Origin of the sequence: Novosphingobium sp. NDB2Meth1 (assembly GCF_900117425.1) — a bacterium.
Classification (GTDB): domain Bacteria; phylum Pseudomonadota; class Alphaproteobacteria; order Sphingomonadales; family Sphingomonadaceae; genus Novosphingobium.
Map to the genome: position 1 here is coordinate 97,734 of NZ_FPEH01000015.1, position 18,622 is coordinate 116,355.

16 protein-coding genes and 1 tRNA gene are annotated in these 18,622 nt (G+C 64.2%); 14 read left to right on the forward strand and 3 right to left on the reverse strand.

Annotated elements, in window-relative coordinates; all coding sequences use genetic code 11:
* Position 1 precedes the first annotated feature (1 nt).
* The 8 genes from xdhC (at position 2) to NDB2M1_RS10055 (ending at position 9,758) form a co-directional block, all read left to right on the forward strand.
* Positions 2-937, forward strand: a complete 936-nt coding sequence (gene xdhC, locus NDB2M1_RS10025) for a xanthine dehydrogenase accessory protein XdhC (protein ID WP_143146741.1) — start codon at positions 2-4, stop codon at positions 935-937.
* Positions 934-2,229, forward strand: coding sequence for a guanine deaminase (gene guaD, locus NDB2M1_RS10030; protein WP_072381928.1), 1,296 nt, complete (start codon positions 934-936; stop codon positions 2,227-2,229). The genes xdhC and guaD overlap by 4 nt, the downstream gene beginning before the upstream one ends.
* A complete protein-coding gene (locus NDB2M1_RS10035) occupies positions 2,216-3,226 on the forward strand; it encodes an adenosine deaminase (RefSeq protein WP_072381930.1) in 1,011 nt (336 codons plus the stop codon). The genes guaD and NDB2M1_RS10035 overlap by 14 nt, the downstream gene beginning before the upstream one ends.
* Before the next feature lie 70 nt (positions 3,227-3,296).
* Positions 3,297-5,357, forward strand: coding sequence for a S9 family peptidase (locus NDB2M1_RS10040; RefSeq protein WP_072381932.1), 2,061 nt, complete (start codon positions 3,297-3,299; stop codon positions 5,355-5,357).
* 3 nt (positions 5,358-5,360) lie between these two features.
* The gene (locus NDB2M1_RS10045) at positions 5,361-6,452 is read left to right on the forward strand and encodes a nucleoside hydrolase (RefSeq protein ID WP_371328196.1); all 1,092 of its coding nucleotides are present in this window, start codon (positions 5,361-5,363) and stop codon (positions 6,450-6,452) included.
* A 92-nt stretch (positions 6,453-6,544) separates the two neighbouring features.
* Complete coding sequence (locus NDB2M1_RS10050) at positions 6,545-8,053, forward strand: AMP-binding protein (RefSeq protein ID WP_072381934.1); 1,509 nt, start codon at positions 6,545-6,547, stop codon at positions 8,051-8,053.
* Positions 8,054-8,404: 351 nt separating this feature from the next.
* Positions 8,405-9,400 (forward strand): hypothetical protein, encoded by a 996-nt coding sequence (locus NDB2M1_RS22020; RefSeq protein WP_143146711.1) that lies wholly within the window; start codon positions 8,405-8,407, stop codon positions 9,398-9,400.
* Complete coding sequence (locus NDB2M1_RS10055) at positions 9,393-9,758, forward strand: hypothetical protein (RefSeq protein WP_143146712.1); 366 nt, start codon at positions 9,393-9,395, stop codon at positions 9,756-9,758. Before NDB2M1_RS22020 ends, NDB2M1_RS10055 begins: the two co-directional genes overlap by 8 nt.
* Positions 9,759-9,899: 141 nt before the next feature.
* On the opposite strand, the gene NDB2M1_RS10060 is transcribed toward NDB2M1_RS10055, so the two are convergent.
* Positions 9,900-9,976, reverse strand: a tRNA-Pro gene (locus tag NDB2M1_RS10060).
* A gap of 169 nt (positions 9,977-10,145) precedes the next feature.
* Here NDB2M1_RS10060 and yajC point away from each other — a divergent pair.
* The 3 genes from yajC to secF all read left to right on the forward strand — a co-directional run bounded on the left by yajC (position 10,146) and on the right by secF (position 13,155).
* On the forward strand, positions 10,146-10,493 hold the full coding sequence (gene yajC, locus NDB2M1_RS10065) for a preprotein translocase subunit YajC (RefSeq protein ID WP_072381939.1): 348 nt from the start codon (positions 10,146-10,148) through the stop codon (positions 10,491-10,493).
* 63 nt (positions 10,494-10,556) lie between these two features.
* Positions 10,557-12,164, forward strand: a complete 1,608-nt coding sequence (secD, locus tag NDB2M1_RS10070; RefSeq protein ID WP_072381941.1) for a protein translocase subunit SecD — start codon at positions 10,557-10,559, stop codon at positions 12,162-12,164.
* Positions 12,165-12,177: 13 nt separating this feature from the next.
* Entirely contained in the window at positions 12,178-13,155 is a 978-nt protein-coding gene (gene secF / locus NDB2M1_RS10075) for a protein translocase subunit SecF (protein ID WP_054121209.1), read from the forward strand.
* 112 nt (positions 13,156-13,267) lie between these two features.
* Here secF and NDB2M1_RS10080 read toward each other — a convergent pair whose 3' ends face one another.
* Together NDB2M1_RS10080 and NDB2M1_RS10085 are read right to left on the reverse strand one after the other, a co-directional pair.
* A complete protein-coding gene (locus NDB2M1_RS10080) occupies positions 13,268-14,458 on the reverse strand; it encodes a glycosyltransferase (RefSeq protein WP_253185837.1) in 1,191 nt (396 codons plus the stop codon).
* Between the two features lie 31 nt (positions 14,459-14,489).
* A complete protein-coding gene (locus NDB2M1_RS10085) occupies positions 14,490-15,059 on the reverse strand; it encodes a helix-turn-helix domain-containing protein (RefSeq protein ID WP_054121211.1) in 570 nt (189 codons plus the stop codon).
* Positions 15,060-15,194: 135 nt separating this feature from the next.
* On the opposite strand from NDB2M1_RS10085, the gene NDB2M1_RS10090 reads away from it, so the two are divergent.
* The 3 genes from NDB2M1_RS10090 to NDB2M1_RS10100 all read left to right on the forward strand — a co-directional run bounded on the left by NDB2M1_RS10090 (position 15,195) and on the right by NDB2M1_RS10100 (position 18,150).
* A complete protein-coding gene (locus NDB2M1_RS10090) occupies positions 15,195-15,680 on the forward strand; it encodes a DUF6456 domain-containing protein (RefSeq protein ID WP_072381947.1) in 486 nt (161 codons plus the stop codon).
* Positions 15,681-15,769: 89 nt separating this feature from the next.
* A complete protein-coding gene (locus NDB2M1_RS10095) occupies positions 15,770-17,584 on the forward strand; it encodes a DUF885 domain-containing protein (protein ID WP_072381949.1) in 1,815 nt (604 codons plus the stop codon).
* 239 nt (positions 17,585-17,823) lie between these two features.
* Positions 17,824-18,150, forward strand: a complete 327-nt coding sequence (locus NDB2M1_RS10100; RefSeq protein ID WP_072381951.1) for a GIY-YIG nuclease family protein — start codon at positions 17,824-17,826, stop codon at positions 18,148-18,150.
* Positions 18,151-18,622 lie beyond the last annotated feature (472 nt).

Genomic DNA, 18,622 nt, shown 5'->3' on the forward strand with positions numbered 1-18,622 from the left:
CATGTGGCTGAGCGATCTTGCGCGTCTGGCGGGGATTGGGCCGGTCGCGATGGTCAGCGTGCTGGCGACCGAAGGTTCCGCACCGCGCGGGGCCGGGACGCGGATGCTGGTGACGCCGGACGCGCTCTTTGGCACCATCGGCGGCGGCGCGCTGGAGTTTCGCGCGGTGGAGCAGGCGCGGGCGGTGCTGGACCATTCGCCGGGCACGTGGCGGGTGCAGGACTATCCGCTGGGGCCGCTGCTGGGCCAGTGCTGCGGCGGCCGGGTGCGGCTGCTGGTGGAGCATGTGGACCGGGCGGCGCTTGGCTGGCTGGCCGAGGCGGCGGAAGGCCGGGTGCTGGTGAGCATGCTGGGCGAACAGGGGATTGCCCGGCAGGTCGATGATTGCCCGCCGATTCCGGTTTCAGCGCGTGGTGACAAGCCTGGCGTGGGCGCGCGGATCGCCGAAGTGATCGGGGGGTATCGGCGGCCGGTGTACCTGCTTGGCGCGGGGCATGTCGGGCAGGCGATTGCGCGGCATGTCGAGGGGCTGCCGATCCGGCTGGCGTGGTTCGATGTGCGGGATGAACTCGCCAACATTGCAGGCGTGACGGTGGTGGCTGACGAGGCGATCGCAGGCTGCGTCGCGGATGCGCCGGACGAGGCGGCGGTGGTGATCCTGACCCATGATCATGCACTTGATTATCGCCTCACGTTGGCGGCGCTTTCGCGCGCACCACTGGCGTTCACCGGCTTGATCGGTTCGCTGACCAAGCGCGCGCGGTTTCTGGCGCGGCTGGAGCGGGACGGGGTTTCGGCGGAAGCGCGGGGGCGGCTGGTTTGTCCGATCGGGCTGCCGGGGGTGACGGGCAAGGAGCCTGACGTCATCGCGGTCGCGCTGCTGGCGCAAGTGCTGCAACTGCCGCAGGTGGCTGCGGTTCAGGCAGCGGCGGCATGAAGGGCTTTCGCGGGGAACTCCTGAGCTTGGCTCATGATCCGGCGGAAGGACCGGATGCTGTGCGCCATGAGGCTGATGGGCTGCTGGTGATTGACGGCGGGCGGATCGTGGCGCGAGGAGCGTACTCGAATATGGCGCCGCGCTTTCCCGGGCTTGCAGTGGAGCGGCTGGAGGGCCTGATCGTCCCCGGCATGATCGATGCGCATGTGCATTATCCGCAGTTTGGCCGGATCGCGAGCCATGGGGAACAGCTGCTCGACTGGCTGGAGCGGCATATCTTTCCGGCGGAAAAGGCCTTTGCCGACCCGGTCCACGCGGCAGCTGTGGCAGAGGAATTCCTCGATGAGCTGCTGCGGCATGGCACAACGAGCGCGCTGGTGTTCGGCACCGTGCACGCCGCTTCGGTCGAGGCGTTCTTTGCGGCGGCGGAGGCGCGCGATTTGCGCATGATCTGCGGCAAAGTGTTGATGGACCTTGGGCCGGATGGTCTGCGCGATAGCGTTCGGGAAGCGAGGACCGAGAGCGCGGCGCTGATCGCCAAGTGGCATGGGCGCGGGCGCTTGGGCTATGCGGTGACGCCGCGTTATGCGCTGACTTCAAGCGACGAGCAGTTGGCTGTCGCAGGGGAATTGCTGGCAGCGCATCCGGGTGTGTTGCTGCATACCCATCTGGCCGAAAACAAGGCGGAGATCGCAGCCGTGGCGGTGCGGTTTGCCGAGGCGGTCGATTATCTCGATGCCTATGACCGCTTCGGGCTGGTCACGGATCGCTCCGTGTTCGCGCATGGCGTGCATCTGCCGGACCGGTCTTGCGCTAGGCTGGCGGAGACGGGCGCGGGGATCGCGGTATGCCCGAGTTCCAACTTCTTCCTCGGCTCCGGTATGTTCGATTTCGGGCAGGCCGAGCGGCATGGGGTGCGGCTGGGTCTGGGCAGCGATATCGGCGCGGGAACATCGCTTTCGCTGCTGCATAATGGTGGTCTGGCGTATCAGGCCGGATTGCCGAACGGCTATGTGCTCGATCCATTCCGCGCGCTCTGGCTGGCGACAGGCGGGTCGGCGCGGCTGCTGCATATCGATGGCGAAGTGGGCATGCTGGCGGAGGGTCAGGAAGCCGATTTCGTGGTACTCGACGATGCCGCGACGCCGCTGATGGCGCGGCGGACGGCCGGGGCTTCACTGGCGGAGCGGTTGTTTGCACTGCAGGTACTGGGCGATGACCGGGCGGTGAAACAGACTTATGTTCTGGGTCGCTGCGTTTGGGACAGGGATGCGGGCCATGGACAAGCTTGAAGACTTCATCCGGAAGCTGCCCAAGGCGGAGCTCCACCTCCATATCGAGGGGAGCCTCGAGCCGGAGCTGATGTTTGCGCTGGCGGAGCGCAACGGAGTGCGCATTCCCTTCGCCAGCGTCGAGGACGTGCGGGCTGCCTATGCCTTTTCGAACCTGCAAGACTTTCTCGACATCTACTATGCAGGCGCGGGTGTCCTTCAGACCGAGGCGGATTTCCGCGATCTGGCGATGGCCTATTTCGAGCGGGTGGCAGCGGACGGCGTTGTCCATGCCGAGATCATGTTCGATCCGCAGACGCACACCGACCGGGGAATCGCGTTCGGTACAGTGATCGAGGGTCTGCTAGCCGCGATGGCCGATGCGGAGGCGCGGCTGGGGATCACATCGCGGCTGATCATGAGCTTCCTGCGGCACCTGAGCGAGGACGCGGCGTTCGAGACGCTGGCGATGGCCGAACCATGGCTCGACCGGATCACGGCGGTGGGGCTCGATTCCAGCGAGCTCGGCCATCCGCCGAGCAAATTCGCACGCGTGTTTGCGGCGGCGCGGGCCAAGGGCCTGAAGCTGACGGCGCATGCGGGGGAGGAAGGGCCTCCCGACTATGTCCACGAGGCGCTCGATGTGCTGGGGGTCAACCGGATCGATCATGGCAACCGGGCGCTTGAGGATGGCGCGCTGGTCGAGCGGCTGGCGCGCGAGGGGATGACGTTGACGGTCTGCCCGCTCTCCAATCTCAAGCTGTGCGTGGTGAACGATCTGGCGGCGCATCCGCTCGACCGGATGCTGGCGGCGGGGCTGAAGGCGACGGTCAATTCGGACGATCCGGCCTATTTCGGCGGCTATGTCCTCGACAACTTCAAGGCTGTGGCCGAGGCGCGGGGGCTTTCGCACGGGGATCTGGCTCGACTGGCGCGGAACAGCTTCACCGGCTCGTTCCTGCCGCCTGAAGCAGTCGCGCGGCATCTTGCTGCGATTGAAGCTGTTGCAGGCGAGTAAAACACCTCTTGCGCCGGTGCGGCCCGGCGGGCCAAGGGTGGCGCATCGCTTCATCACATGGGAATTATCCATGCTTCGCCAGACGCTTGCACTCCTGCTGCTATCGACTTCGCTGCCCGCTGTGGCCCAGAACGCACCAGCTGCAACAACCGAGCAGCCTTCGCGGCTGTTCACCGGTTCGGACCTGTTCGGGCTGGAAATGGCCTCCACCCCGCAGATCAGCCCGGATGGGTCGCGCGTGGCTTATGTCCGCAAGTCGGGTGATGTCATGGCCGACAAGATGCGTTCGGCGATCTGGCTCGTCGATGTGAAGAGCGGCGAGCAGGTGCCGCTGGCGGGGGCGGGTTCGCAGTTTTCTCCGGTCTGGTCGCCTGATGGCAAGCGGCTCGCCTATGTCGGCGCGGAGGAGGGCGGATCGCCGCAGCTCTATGTACGCTGGATGGAGAGCGGCGCGACGGCGCGGATCACCGGACTGCCTGATTCGCCGGCGAGCCTTGCATGGTCGCCCGATGGCAAGCAGATCGCTTATGTGATGCGCGTGCCCGGTGAGGCGACCAAGCTCGGCAGCGCGCCGGCCAAGCCCGAGGGCGCGAAATGGGCCGAGCCGCTCGAGGTCATCGATCGCGTGACGTACCGCGCCGATGGCGGGGGGTATCTCAAGCCGGGGTTCGATCAGGCTTTCATTGTTGCGGCTGACGGCGGCGCGCCGCGCCAGCTGACCTTTGGCAAGTTCGACGTTTCGGGGCCGCTCTCGTTCTCGCCGGACGGGCGCACGCTGGTGCTCTCCTCCAATCGCCGCGCAGACTGGGAGCGCGAGCCGAATGACAGCGAGGTGTTTGCGGTCGATGTGGCGAACGGGACGCTCAGCCAACTGACCAAGCGCTATGGGCCGGATCACAACCCGGTGCTCTCGCCCGATGGCAGCAAGATTGCCTATCTGGGCTACGACGATACGCGACGGAGCTATCAGGAAGACGTGCTCTATGTGATGGACCGTGACGGCTCCAATCCGCGCGCGCTGACGGCCTCGCTCGATCGCAGCATCGAGGATGTGCAGTGGGCGGCGGACGGGCGCGCGCTGCTCGTCTCGTATGACGACAAGGCGGTGCGCAAGGTGGCGCGGGTGGACCTTGCGGGCAAGCTGACGGTGCTGGCGGAGGGTCTGGCTGGTGGCGGGATCGACCGGCCCTACACCGGCGGCGAGTTCAGCGTTTCCAAGGGCGGGGTCATCGCCTGGACCGGCGATGCGAGCGGCGGCGCGCGCCCGGCGGACTTGTTTGTCGGCAAGCGGCAGGTAACGCAGCTGGACGCGACGCTGATGGCGGGCAAGACAATGGGGCGGGTCGAACCGCTTGAGGTGACGGCGAGCGACGGGCGCAAGATCGGCGCCTGGCTGGTGCTGCCGCCGGGCTACCAGCCGGGCAAGCGGATGCCGCTGATCCTCGAGATCCACGGCGGGCCGCACAGCGCCTATGGGCCGGTGTTCTCCTCGGACGATCAGCTTTATGCCGCGCATGGCTATGCGGTGCTGTTCACCAATCCGCGCGGGTCGACTTCGTATGGTAGCGAATTCGCCAACACGATCGACAAGAATTATCCGAGCGACGACTACGGCGACCTGATGAGCGCGGTCGATGCGGCGATTGCCAAGGGCGTGGCCGATCCCGACAACCTGTTCGTGACGGGCGGCTCGGGCGGCGGCGTGCTGACGAGCTGGATCGTCGGCAAGACCGACCGGTTCAAGGCAGCCGTGACGCAGAAGCCGGTGATCAACTGGATCAGCGAGGCGCTGACGATGGACGGCACCGGGTTCACCTCGCGCTACTGGTTCCGCAAGCAGCCGTGGGAGGATCCGATGGCGTATTGGAACCGCTCGCCGCTTTCGCTCGTCGGCAACGTGAAGACGCCGACGATGGTGGTGGTCGGCAGCGAGGACTACCGCACGCCGGTGAGCGAATCCGAGCAGTACTACGCCGCGCTGCAGATCCGCGGCGTGCCGACGGCGCTGGTCAAGGTGCCGGGAGCGAGCCATGGCGGGTTCACCGCGCGGCCTTCGCAATCGGCGGCCAAGGCTTCGGCAATCCTGGCGTGGTTCGACAAGTACCGCACCGACGCGAGCAAGGCGCAGTAAGGCGTGGGGCGGGTCCTTCTCGCGCTGGCGCTGCTGTTTGGGGTGATGGCTCCTGCGTGGGCAGCGAAGCCGAAGCGGCAGGTGATCATCGATGACGAGGGGTTCGCGATCCCGCATCTGATGCTGCTGGAGGATCCCCGCGTCGAGGTGCTGGGGATCACGACGGTCTCGGGCAATGTCTGGGCGAACCGGGCGACCGCGATGGTGCTGCGCGGGCTTGAACTGCTCGGACGGACCGAAGTGCCGGTGGCGGAAGGGGCGACCCTTCCGCTGCTCAACAGCGAGGCGCGCACCGAACGGTGGGAAGCGCTCTACGGCAAGCTGGTCTGGAAAGGCGCATTCATGAAGCAGTGGGCCGAGCCTACTGCGCAGTCCACGCCGCCTTATCACGGTCCGTTCGAGCCAGTGGACCTGCCGTGGGTCAATCCCAAGCTCAAGGCGCTGGACGAACCGGCCGCGCAGTTCCTGATCCGCACGGTGCGCGCACATCCGCACGCGGTGACGATCATTGCCTCTGGGCCGCTCACCAATCTGGCGCTGGCGCAGCGGCTCGATCCGGAGTTCGCCTCGCTGGTCAAGGAACTGGTGATCATGGGCGGGAGCCTGGCGCCGCGGCAGGTGCTGGAGGGCAAGTCCGCCTCCGACTTCGCGCGCGAGTTCGTGAATACGCCGCGGCGCGAGTTCAACATACGCTTCGATCCGGAGGCGGCGAGCATGGCCGCGCATGCGCCTTGGCCCAAGGTGACGATCATTCCATCCGATCCTTCGACCGCGACGCAGCTTTCGCCGACGCTGCTGGAGCGGCTGGCGAAGGCCTCGCGCCCACCGGTGGCGGCATTCCTGCGGCGGATGGAGCCGGGCTTTCCGATGTGGGACGAGATTGCGGTGGCGGTCTGGCTGGATCCTTCGATCGTCACGAAGTCCGAGCGGCTGTGGTATGATTTCAATACCGATTTCGGCGCGGGCTATGGCGACATGCTGACATGGCACGATGCCTATCGCCCGCACCTTGATGAGGGGCAGGCCGAGGTTGTGCTGTCAGTCGATGTGGCGCGGATGGAAAGCTTGATGGCGAAGGCGCTGGGAGAGCACTGATCGCGACCGAAAAGCGGGCCCCCCATGAAGTCCGGGGTGACGGGTGTTCGCACCGGCTCTAAGGACGCGAGAAATCTCCGGGAGCCGCCGCCATGAATGCCAATCTTGTTGCCGTCTTCCTCAGCCGCCATGCCGGGCATGAGGCAAAGCCCGCATGGCTGTGGCAGGGGGAAACGGTCTGCACGTTTGGCGAGCTGCCCGCGGCCATCGGTCGCTACCGCGCGGCGCTGGCACGGCTTGGTGTCTCGCGCGGCGACAGGGTGATGATCAAGGCGGAGAACTCGCCGGCATTTGCCCTGACCTATCTGGCCGTGCTCGCCTCGGGCGCGATCGCGGTGCCGGTGAATCCGGCCTATACCGCAAGCGAACTGGCCATGCTGATCGAGGATGCCGAGCCGGTGCTGCTGGTGCATGGCTCAGCGACGGCAGTACCCGAAGGCGGCACTCCCAAGCGAATGACGCTGGAGCCCGATGGCTCTGGCTCGCTCCCGGCGCTGGCCGCGGGGCTGGAGCCTGATCTCGCGGTAGAGGTCATGGAAGAAACCGACCTTGCTGCGATCCTGTTCACTTCGGGCACGACGGGGCGGCCGAAGGGCGCGATGCTGATGCACCGGAACCTGTCTTCGAATGTGGCGGCGCTGTTCGAGACCTGGCAGTTCTCGCACGCGGATTCGATCCTGCACAGCCTGCCGTTGTTCCATGCGCACGGGCTGTTCGTCGCGCTGCATCTGGGGCTCTACAGCGCCGCGACGGTTCACCTGCTGGGCAAGTTCGAGGCGGCCAGGGTGGTCGCCCTTCTGCCCACAGTCAGCGTCTTCATGGGTGTGCCGACCTTCTACACCCGGCTGCTGGAGCGGGCGGACTTCGGGCGTGAGGCGGTGCGGGCCATCCGCTTGATGATCTGCGGTTCGGCGCCGCTGCTGCCATCCGTCTTTGCCGAGATCGAGGCGCGCACCGGACACCGCATTCTGGAACGCTACGGCATGACCGAGGCGGCGATGATCACCTCCAATCCCTATGCGCCGGAAGGCCGTATTCCGGGGACTGTGGGCTTTCCGCTGCCGGGCGTGGAACTGCGCGTTGTCGGCGGTGAACCCCGCGTCGAACTGCCCGCCGGCGAGGTGGGCGAGATCGAGATTCGCGGACCCAACTTGTGTGCCGGATACTGGCGGCGGCCCGAGGCGACAGCGGAAGCGATCGGACCGGACGGGTTCTTCGTGACGGGGGATACCGGGTTCAAGGACGAGACTGGGCGCGTCACCATCGCGGGGCGCTCGAAGGACCTGATCATTTCGGGCGGGTTCAATATCTATCCGGCCGAGGTCGAGATGGTGCTGGCCGAAGTCGAAGGCGTGGCAGACGTGGCGATCATCGGCGTGCCCCATCCCGATTTCGGCGAGGGCGTCGTCGCCGTGGTGACGGCGGCGCGGGATGATCTCGATCCGGCGGCGATCGAAGCCGTGGCGCGGGAGAAGCTGGCGCGCTTCAAGCAGCCCAAAGCGATCCGCATCGTGCCCGAATTCCCACGCAATGCGATGGGCAAGGTGCTGAAAGCCGAGCTGCGGAAGCAGTTTGCTAGGCTGTTTTCGAAGGAAAGATAAGCTTGGTCGGGACGAGAGGATTCAAATCCGCCCGAAGCGCTGCCCGAACCGGATATTGATACCGAGGAGTCGTTGGCAAAGCGCGATGAAGAAGCGGTGCAGGCATTCTTGGCGTCACGGCGCGGGGAGGCCAGACCACATAGCGGCAGTACGCTGTCTCCTTTCCCGCGTCCAGCAGCTCGAACAGGCTCGCACCGCCCCTCGTTCACCCTTCGAGGCAGCTTAAGGCTCGTTCGATGCCTTCGCCGCCGAGACGCAGGTGGGCATCGAAGCGGGTCAGTTCGACAGCCGGGAAATGCCGCTGGTGCTGAACTGCATCCGCCGTTGGCACGATGATGGGGTTTCGGGGGTGTGGCATCGGGACAGGATATGAGAAATGGCGCGGCGACATGCGATTCACTATTAGCAGTTCAGCCCGACCATGATAGCATCAATCCTGAGATGAGAATTTCAGCAGCATCGGGGGGCGGTATGTTGGCAATTCGTTTTAAGAAAAGAAACGCAATAATCGGTGGAGCTATATACCTGTATATAGCATTTATGATTGTTGGTTTGGCTTTTCTATCTGGCATAGGCGCTATCTTGGCATTGGCGTACATTGGCGGGTGTATGTATGCTATTCACGCTATGATTGAAGGGGCTCATGCTAAGGAAAATAGCTCTACCTTCGAATTTAAGCGCTATTATGGCCTTGACGCCTTTGGCGTTGAGTGGTCGTCTTTTTTTCATGTCTTTAAATCGAAAGATTTGGTTTCAGAGGCGGCAATATCGCGGATTGGTGCAAGTTTAAATTCTGATCTGGTGAAGCATAGTTTGAAAAAAATTGATGTTGTTGATAAAGACTCTGATTTGTCTCAGCCAGAATTGCGCAGTTTTTTTTGCACAGATGGAATTAAAACTAGCCGTGGTGCTGTTGTTACATTTGTCATGTATTCCTCGCGGGTGGGTGACGTTCAAGGCTTGCGCTGGTGGATTATGGCGAGAGGCGTGTATGATCCAAATAAGAAATTTTGGTCAATTTTATATAGTCCAATTACACTACCATTTCTAATTGTTCCATACATAACTGGAAAATTAAAGCCTCTCAATTGGATAAGATCAACAGATCTTGGATTTTATAATGGTTTGGATATGCTGTCATTTTCAAGAAAGATGCAGTTTGTTGCATTCTATGCACTTGTCGATACACTCGAATCGTATGGCTTGGACGTCTCCGACCTTAAATCTCAAGTTGGAAGCGTTCTCAATATAAACGTTTCTGGAGGAAGCGCCAACTTTGGGAATGTTGTCCAAGGTGCTTTTAACAAAATTGGTGGCGGCGTCGGTAAAGGTAAAGGACATGAATAAGGGTATTTCTATAAATATAAATGGCGGCAATGCTGCAATTGGAACTGTTGTCCAGGGAGATTCCAACGAAATACGCGACAATCATCAGACTTCGTCGAATTACAGTCTCGAAAATAGCTTAACCGAGATTGCGGATGATCTCGCTAAATTGAGAGTATTTCTCAAGGAGAGAGCGAAGACGGTCGAAGAAGACCGTGCTGTTGTTGCTGTCGGTGAGGCCGAGGATGCCGCGCGCAAGGGGGATCGGCAAACCCTGCTAACCCTCCTGAAAAAGGCAGGCGAATGGTCGTTGAAAGTGGCAACCAATGTCGGAATGCCTGTTGCGCAAAAAGCGATCGAGGCAGCGTTGGGCTTGTAACCTAACTAGTGGGGTTTGGTTCGGGCTGAATCGGAAGGTTCAACGTTTTCACGTAGGCTATAAATGCGCTAGAAATTGACGCACATGCGGGGGTGGGCAGCTTTCGACACCCGCGTAAGCCATTGAAAATATTCGTTATTTTGGTCGGGACGAGAGGATTCGAACCTCCGACCCCCACACCCCCAGTGTGATGCGCTACCAGGCTGCGCTACGTCCCGACCGGAAGGCGCGCCTATAGGCAGGGCGTGGCGGGAGCGCAAGGCTTCTTGATCGCTGATTGCAGATGGCCCGCGCAAAGTTGCCTAACCCATGCCAAACTGCTAGCGCGCCTGCGATTGCTGGCCGCCTGCGCCAGACCTGCTCTTAGCGAAAGTTTCCGTGTCCGCCATGACTGGTCCTGCCCTGCTTTCCCTCCTTGCCGCCGCTGCCCCTGCTGCCGCTCCGGCCGAGCCGCCGGCTTACCTGCAGTTCCTGCCGCTGATCGCGATGGCGGGCATCTTCTACTTCCTGATCCTGCGCCCGCAGATGCGCCGTCAGAAGCAGCAGCAAGAGAAGATCGCGGCGCTCAAGAAGGGCGACCAGGTGGTGACCGCCGGCGGCCTCATCGGCAAGGTGATCAAGGTCGAGGACCAGACCGTCGATCTCGAGCTCGGCCCCAATGTGCGCGTCCGTGCGGTGCGCGCGACGCTCGGCGATGTGCTGCCGCCTGCCGGTTCGGCGCCTGCGAACGATTGATGCTGCGGCCCGCGTTCCCATCTTGGCGGACGCGTGTGGCCCCCTTCAGGAAGACTTCTTTCGATGCTTGAATTCTCGCGCTTGAAGGCGATCTGGCTCTGGGTGATCACGCTGGTGGCCGCCGCCGCCGCCATCCCCTCGATTACCGCCACCATGGGCCTCGCGCTCCCCGCCGGCATCTATGCGCCCAAGGTCAATCTCGGGCTCGACCTTGCAGGCGGCAGCCACATCCTGCTCGAAGCCGATCCCAGCCAGGTGCGCCAGCAGCGCATCGAGGGCATGGACGAGTCGGTGCGCAACAAGCTCAAGCAGGCCAATCCGGATATCCGCATCAGCGACATTTCCAACCGCGATGGCGCGCTGACGTTCCTCGTCGAGGACCCGAGCAAGGTCGACGCGGTGCGTGAGGCGATCCTGCCGCTGACCAATGGCGCGGGGCTGACCGGCGCGCGCGACTGGACGATCAACGTGATCGACGGCAACCGCTTCGTGCTGACGCCGACGCCTGAAGGCATCGATCTGGCCGTTGCGCAGGCGATGGAAACTGCCGTGGAAGTGGTGCGCAAGCGCATCGACGCGCTCGGCACGCGCGAGCCGACGATCATTCGTTCGGGCCCCAATCGCATCGTGGTGCAGGTGCCGGGCCTGCAGGACCCGCAGGCGCTCAAGAACCTGCTGGGCCAGACCGCCAAGCTCGAGTTCAAGCTGGTCGATACGACTGCTCTGCAGAGCGATATCCAGCGCGGCGTGGCGCCTCCCGGCAGCGAGATCGTGCCTTATGCGGCGGGCAAGGACGGCGCGCCGGTCGGCTCGATCGCGGTCAAGCGGCTCGGCGGTATTCGCGGCGATCAGCTGACCAACGCGCAGGTCACCAACAACCAGCAGACCAACGAACCGCAGGTGGCGATCACCTTCAACACCGAAGGCGGTGCGCGCTTTGCCAAGCTGACGACGCAGAACGTCAACAAGCCTTTCGCGATCATCCTCGATGGCAAGGTGCTGTCTGCGCCGAATATCAACGAGCCGATCCTTGGCGGCAGCGCGGTCATCTCGGGCAACTTCACCACGCAGGCGGCTAGCAACCTTGCGATTTCGCTGCGGTCGGGTGCGCTGCCGGTGGACCTCAAGGTTGTCGAGGAGCGCACCGTCGGGCCGGACCTTGGCGCAGACTCGATCCGCAAGGGCATGATCGCGATGGCGGTCGGCACGCTGGCGCTCGTCGCCTTCATCCTCGCGGTCTATGGCCGGTTCGGGATGTATGCCTGCATCGCGCTGGTGTTCAACGTGCTGATGATCCTTGGCATCATGGCGCTGATCGGCACCACGCTGACCCTGCCAGGCATTGCCGGCTTCGTGCTCACGATCGGCGCGGCGGTGGACGCCAACGTCCTGATCAACGAACGCATCCGCGAAGAGCGGCACCGCGGCCGACGCGTGTTCCAGGCGGTCGAGATGGGCTACAAGGAAGCCAGCCGCGCGATCTTCGATGCCAACATCACCAACGTGATCGCGGCGGTTTCGATGGCGGCGTTCGGCACCGGCCCTGTGCGCGGCTTCGCCATCGTGCTCCTCATCGGTATCGCGACCTCGGTGTTCACCGCGGTGACCATGACCCGCATGTGGGTCGCCCAGTGGCTGCGCAAGGCGCGGCCCACCGAAATCGCGCTCTAAGGAACCAGCCGCCATGAAGCTCCTCAAGCTTGTTCCCGACAACACCAACATCAAGTTCCTGCGCTGGCGCGGTCCGTTCTACGTGATCAGCCTGCTGCTGATGGCGGCGAGCCTTGGCCTCGTGTTCACCAAGGGGCTCAACCTCGGCGTCGATTTCATCGGCGGCCAGATGATCCGCGTGACCTTCACCCAGAGCGCGGAAGCCCCCGTTGCGCCGCTGCGCAGCGAGATCGAGGCGCTTGGTTACGGCGAGCCGATCATCCAGCGGTACGGCAAGCCCAACGAAATCTCGATCCGCATGAAGCTGCCCGAAGGCGCGGACCACGACAGCGGCCTATCGGACAAGATGGCGCGCACGATCACGGCGGATATCAAGGCCAAGCATGCCGATGCGCGCGTCGACGGTGTGGATTCGGTTTCGGGCAAGGTTTCGGGCGAGCTGTGGCACAGCGCCGTGCTCTCGCTCGGCCTCGCGGCGCTGGCGGTGGCGGCCTATATCTGGCTGCGGTTCGAATGGCAGTTCGGCGTGGGCGCATTGTTCAGCCTCGTCCACGACGTGACGCTGACGCTCGGCATGTTCGCGGTTACGCAGATCGAGTTCGACCTCACGATTGTCGCGGCCCTGCTGACGCTGATCGGTTACTCGCTCAACGATACCATCGTCGTCTACGACCGCATCCGCGAGAACCTGAAGAAGTATCGCAAGATGCCGATGCCGGAACTGCTCGATCTTTCGGTCAACGAAACGCTGCACCGCACCTTGGCGACCTCGCTTTCGATGCTGATCACGCTGACGGCGCTGCTGCTGCTGGGGCCGGGGGTGATCTTTGGCTTCACCGCGGCAATCACGCTGGGCATTTTCGTCGGGACCTACAGCTCGATCTACATGGCCGCGCCGATCCTGATCTGGCTGAAGGTCACCTCCAAGAGCTTCGTGCCGACCGAGAGCGCGCTCGACAAGCAGGAGCGGCTGGCGCGCGAGGGGGCTTGAGCTCGACCCTCGTGCGGACATCCTTCGACAAGCTCAGGATGAGCGGGGGTTGGGGGTGTTTTCCTCTACCTGCACCGCTCGTGCTGAGCCTGTCGAAGCACTTCGCGGGGCGTCAGCTTCCTGAAGCAGCCTTCTCGTAGATCGCAGCAAGCGCTGCGGCATTCGCATCCCAGCTGAAGCGGGCCGCGGTGGCGGCGGTTTCGGTCTGGGCCGGCGGGGCTGCCAGCAGGTCGGTTATGGCGGCAGCTATGGCGACCGGAGTGCGTTCGGCAAGTCGGCCGGCGGCGAGGCGGTCTACCACTTCGGGGGCGCCGCCGACGGGCGGGATGACCAATGGCGCGCCGCAAGCCAGTGCCTCGATCCACGCGTTCGCAAGGCCTTCGCGTTCCGAAGGCAGGACCATGACATCGGCGGCGGCGAGCAGCACCGGCAGGACATCGTGGCTGACGTTGCCGAGGAAATGCACGCGGGTGGCGACACCATGCGCGGCGGCGTGGGCGCGCAGTGCGGCTTCGTCGGCGCCGGTACCCGCGAGCGCGAGGTGGATATCGCCCGGCAGGCTGGTGAGTGCTTCGATGGCGAGGGCCTGGCCCTTGATCGCGATCAGCGCGCCGACGCAGACGGCAAGGCGGTCGTTGGGCCGCAGCGCGAGGCCGGGAAGCTGATCAGCCAGCCGCGCACGGGCTTCGGCTCGGGGCAGCGGCTGGAAGCGCGCGTGGTCGAGGCCGGTGTAGTGGACGGTGATGCCGCCGGGCGGTTCGAGGCCAAGCGTTTGCATATCGCGCGCAAGCGCGCCTGATACCGAAAGAACGGCGGCGGCGCTGCGGGCAGCGCGGCGCATCTGGGTGAGGGCGGGCGGGCGCTCGCCCCAGAGGTGGATGTCCGAACCGCGCGCCTTGATCGCGTGGGGGAGGCCCAGTGCTGCGGCGACTGCGGCGGCGGCGGGGCCATCGGGATAGAAGAATTGCGCATCGACGAGGTCGAACGCGGTTTCTGCGTGAAGCCGGCGCGCGAGTGGCAGGACCGCGCGGGTGATGGCCCAAGGATTGAAGCGACCCGAAAGGCCGGGGATCAGCAGAAAACGGGGATGATGAACGGTAACCGGTCCGCTTGCCTCGACCGGCGGGACCGCGGCGAGCGGCTTGTAGCGGCCCATCGCGCTGAAGGGTGCGGGCGGCAGGCCGATGGGGTTGATGATAGTGACGTCCCAATCCCCGCGTGCTGCGAGCGTTTCCATCTGGCGCGCCACGAAGCGGCCGAAACCCGTGCGACCGGGCGCGGGATAGAGCGTCGAAATCGACAACAGGCGGCGCTTCACCGGCAATGCGCGAAGTTCAGAGCGAGCGGACGAGCAGCTCGGCCACGCCGATCCAGGCGGGGTGATCGATCACCACTTGCCGCTGGCCGACGCCGGGGGGGAGTAGTGCGACGCGGTCGCCGTCGCGGTCGATCATGCGGCCGAAAGCGAAGCGGCCGCCGGGGCGGGGCGCGAGCACATCGCGGTTGAGCGCGCGGGCGAAATCATCCGGGCCGACTTGCCGCAGCCAGACCTGATCGCCAGCGCGGTACTCCCCGGCACTCGCTTCGACCGTCATGACCACCAGCTGCGCAGATCCGGGGCCGACCGGAAAGACGGCGGACATCGGCTTGCTGAGCGCTTCCGCACCGGTTGCGGCGAGGCGGGCGATGATCTGCGGCTCGCTGTCAACCTCTGCCTTCACCAGCAATTGCGGATCGACATCGAGCGCGGCGGCGATGCGGTTCATCCAGCCGAGCGAGAGCGAGCGCATGCCCGTCTCGAGACGGCCGATGGTTTGAGCTGTTGTCGGCGGCGCACAGCGCGCGGCGACATCGGCCAAGGTCAGGCCCTTTTGACGGCGGATATCGCGGATGCGGTTGATCATCTTGGGGGCACTTTCAGAGGCCTCATGCGTACTTTTACAGCTTTTGTGCGCTGCGGCAAGTTTTGTGCTTTCCTACAGCAACGACTCTCCGGCAATAACACGCTTGTTCCTGATTTGTTTCTTGGGGAGAGTGCCATGGCGCAGTTTCTGGTGGAGCGTGAACTGACCGAGGAAGGGCCGCGGCGGGTGGATGGGGTGCGTCCCGGTGCCAAAGGCGCTGCGGTGCGCAGCGTCAAGGTCAATCTCGCCGAATCGCCGCTGTCGTGGCTCCATGCGCGCGGGCATCTGAATGACCGCCAGTTTGCTGCGGGCGAACGGCTTCGCGCGGACTGGGAGCGGGCGGACCTGGCGCCGTCGGTCACGATGCGCTGGGATCCGGTGCGCATCGCCGGGGGCGAGCGGGGCCTGACGCCGGGCGAACGACAGCTTGCTGCAAAGCGGCGCTTCGATGGCGCGATTGCTGCGGCTGGGCCGGGGCTGGCGGATATCCTCTGGCGCGTGGTCTGCGCGGGCGAGGGCGTCCCGGCGGCCGAGAAGGCGCTCGCGTGGCCGGCGCGCAGCGGCAAGCTGGTGCTGGAGCTGGCGCTGGACCGGGTGGCGGGGTTCTACGGCATGTTATGAGGATTTCCCCAGAACGGCAGGACTTGTACCTTGTCTCTCTCGTGGGGGATGTGCGAGCGATCGGATGAGCCGATACGGGAGCCTAATCCATGGAAAGACGCGAATTTCTGGCCGGTGCAGCAACGGCAACGCTGGCCGCTTGGCTTCCGCCGAGGGCGTTTGCAGCAGGTGCTGCGGCTCCGGGTGACGCGGCCTTTGCTGCGCTGGCGGACAAGCTGTTTTACGACAACCTGCTGCTGACGCCGCAGCATGCCACCGGCTTGGGACTCGATACGGGTGTTCGGGCCGCGCTGCGTTCGCGGCTTGATGACAAGAGCGAGGCGGGCCGCGCGGCGGGAGAAGCGTTCGACCGGGCAGGGCTAGCGGCGATGAGGGGCGTTGATCCCGCTTCGCTCAGCCCCGCGGTGCGGCGGCAGCGCGAGATTCTGGCCTATATGTTCGAGCGGCGGCTGGCGGGCGTGCCCTTCGGGATTGACGGCGTACAGCAGCCCTATCCGATCACGCAGCAGCAGGGCGTCTATTTCGATGTCCCTGACATGCTCGACAGCCAGCATCCGGTGGAGACCGCGGCGGATGCAGAGGCCTATCTGGCGCGGCTCAAGGCGTTTGCCTTTGCGCTCGATGAGGACAGCGCCGGGCAGAAGCGGCTGGCGGCGCGCGGGCTGATCGCGCCGCGCTGGTCGCTTGAACTGGCGCTGGGGCAACTGGCCAAGCTGCGTTCGCCGGCGCCCGAGGCAAGTTCGCTGGTGCTCTCGCTGTCGCGGCGGACGACGGCCAAGGGCATTCCCGGTGACTGGGCCGGGCAGGCGGCGAAGATCGTGAAGGACATGGTCTATCCCGCGCTCGACCGGCAGATCGCGCTGATCAAGGCGCTGCGGCTGAAGACCCCGGCGGGCGATGGCGCATGGCGCGTGAAAGGCGGCGATGCGATTTATGCCGCGGCGCTGGCCGAGGCGACGACGACCAAACTAAGCCCGGAGGAAGTCCACAAGATCGGGCTTGAGCAAGTGGCCGACATTACGGCCAAGCTCGATGCGACCCTCAAGGCGGCGGGCTATACCAAGGGCAGCGTGGGCGAGCGGCTGACCGCGCTCAACCATGCGCCGGATCAGCTTTATCCCGATAGCGATGCGGGGCGCAGCGACCTGATTGCTTCGCTCAATGCCGGGATCGCGGCGATGGCGAAGAAGCTGCCGCAGGCCTTTGCGAACTATCCGAGCGAGCCGCTGGAAATCCGCCGCGTGCCGGTGGAGATTCAGGACGGGGCTTCGAACGGCTATTACTACAGCGCCAGCCTCGATGGCTCGCGCCCGGCGATCTATTGGATCAACTTGAAGTCGGTTGGCGACTGGCCGCGCTATTCGCTGCCTTCGCTGACCTATCACGAGGGCATTCCGGGGCACCACCTGCAGGGTGGGTATGCGCAGAAGGGCGGTGCGCTGCCCTTGTACCTCAAGGATTATTTCCTCTCGGCGCATGGCGAGGGCTGGGCGCTCTATGCCGAGCAACTGGCGGATGAACTAGGCGGCTATTCGCCGCTCGAGCGCGCCGGGTATCTCCAATCGTTCCTCTTCCGCGCGGCGCGGCTGGTGGTCGATACCGGCATCCACCACTACCGCTGGAGCCGCGAGAAGGCGACGGCCTACATGGTGGCGACGACGGGCTTCGCGCAGCCGCGCAGCCAGCGCGAGGTGGAGCGCTATTGCGTGCTGATCGGGCAGGCGTGCAGCTACAAGATCGGCCACACTGCATGGGTCGGCGCGCGGGCCAAGGCGCAGGCGGCGCTGGGCGACAAGTTCAGCCTGCCGTGGTTCCACGGGATACTGGAGGAAGGCACGATGCCGCTGTTCATGCTGGAAAAGCGCATCGAGGAGCGGACGGCGGAGCGGTTGGCGGCGGGGTGAGGGGCTGGTGTCTGGGGCCAGTAGCACCCGGCGGGCGCCGTGCCGGGCGGTGAGGCCCAAAGGTAGCCAAGCCCCGTGTCAAGCACGGGGCGACGGAGAAGGTGATTGCAGGAATGTCCGGAACCCACCCACTTTCAGCCATCATGGCGCATCAATTCGCCATCTAAAACCGACCGTCGCCCCGTGCTTGACACGGGGCTTGGCTTCCCTCGCAGCCTCGCGTTTGGCATGAGGAAGCGATGGAAAAAGGCGGCTGGGTCTACATCATGGCGAACCGCTACCGCGGCGGGACGTATGTCGGCGTCACGTACGATTTGATCCGGCGGGTTTGGCAGCACCGCGAGGGGCTTGGCTCGATCCACGTAAAGGATTTCGACAAGACCAGGCTCGTCTACGCCGAACGGCACGAGGAAATCGAACCAGCCATCGCACGGGAAAAGCTCGTCAAAAAATGGCGCCGGGAATGGAAATTCGCGCTGATCGAGGCAGACAATCCCGCTTGGCTCGACCTTTGGGACCAGTGGTACCCGGCAGGAGGCAGGCCGCTGGGCAACGCTGGTAAGTAGCCAAGCCCCGTGTCAAGCACGGGGCGACGTTGGGTTTTAGGTGGCGATTTGATGAGCCATGATGGCTGGGATTGGTGGAAAGCGGACGTTGACCCAGTATCGCCGAGGAGTATCTTAGGCAGATGAGACCGTCCCTCAGTGCGCTGCTGTTGCTCCTCGTTGGCGGATGCTCGGAATCCTGCACAAACACCCTTGTCACAAGTGCAATCGCTCCAGATGGAAGACTCAGCGCTGCATTGTTCCAACGTGACTGCGGGGCGACCACTGGCTTCTCGACACAGATTTCCGTATCTGCTTCCGGAAATCAGCCCAGCAGCGCTGGAAATGCATTCCGTGCAGATGATGATCATGGGGCAGCCGCAGCGGGTGCATGGGGCGGCCCTTGGGCCGAAGTGAAGTGGTTGGCCCCAGACCACCTGCATGTCCGGTATGCCGTCAAATCTCGCGTATTCGAGAAGGCTGATCAAATAGA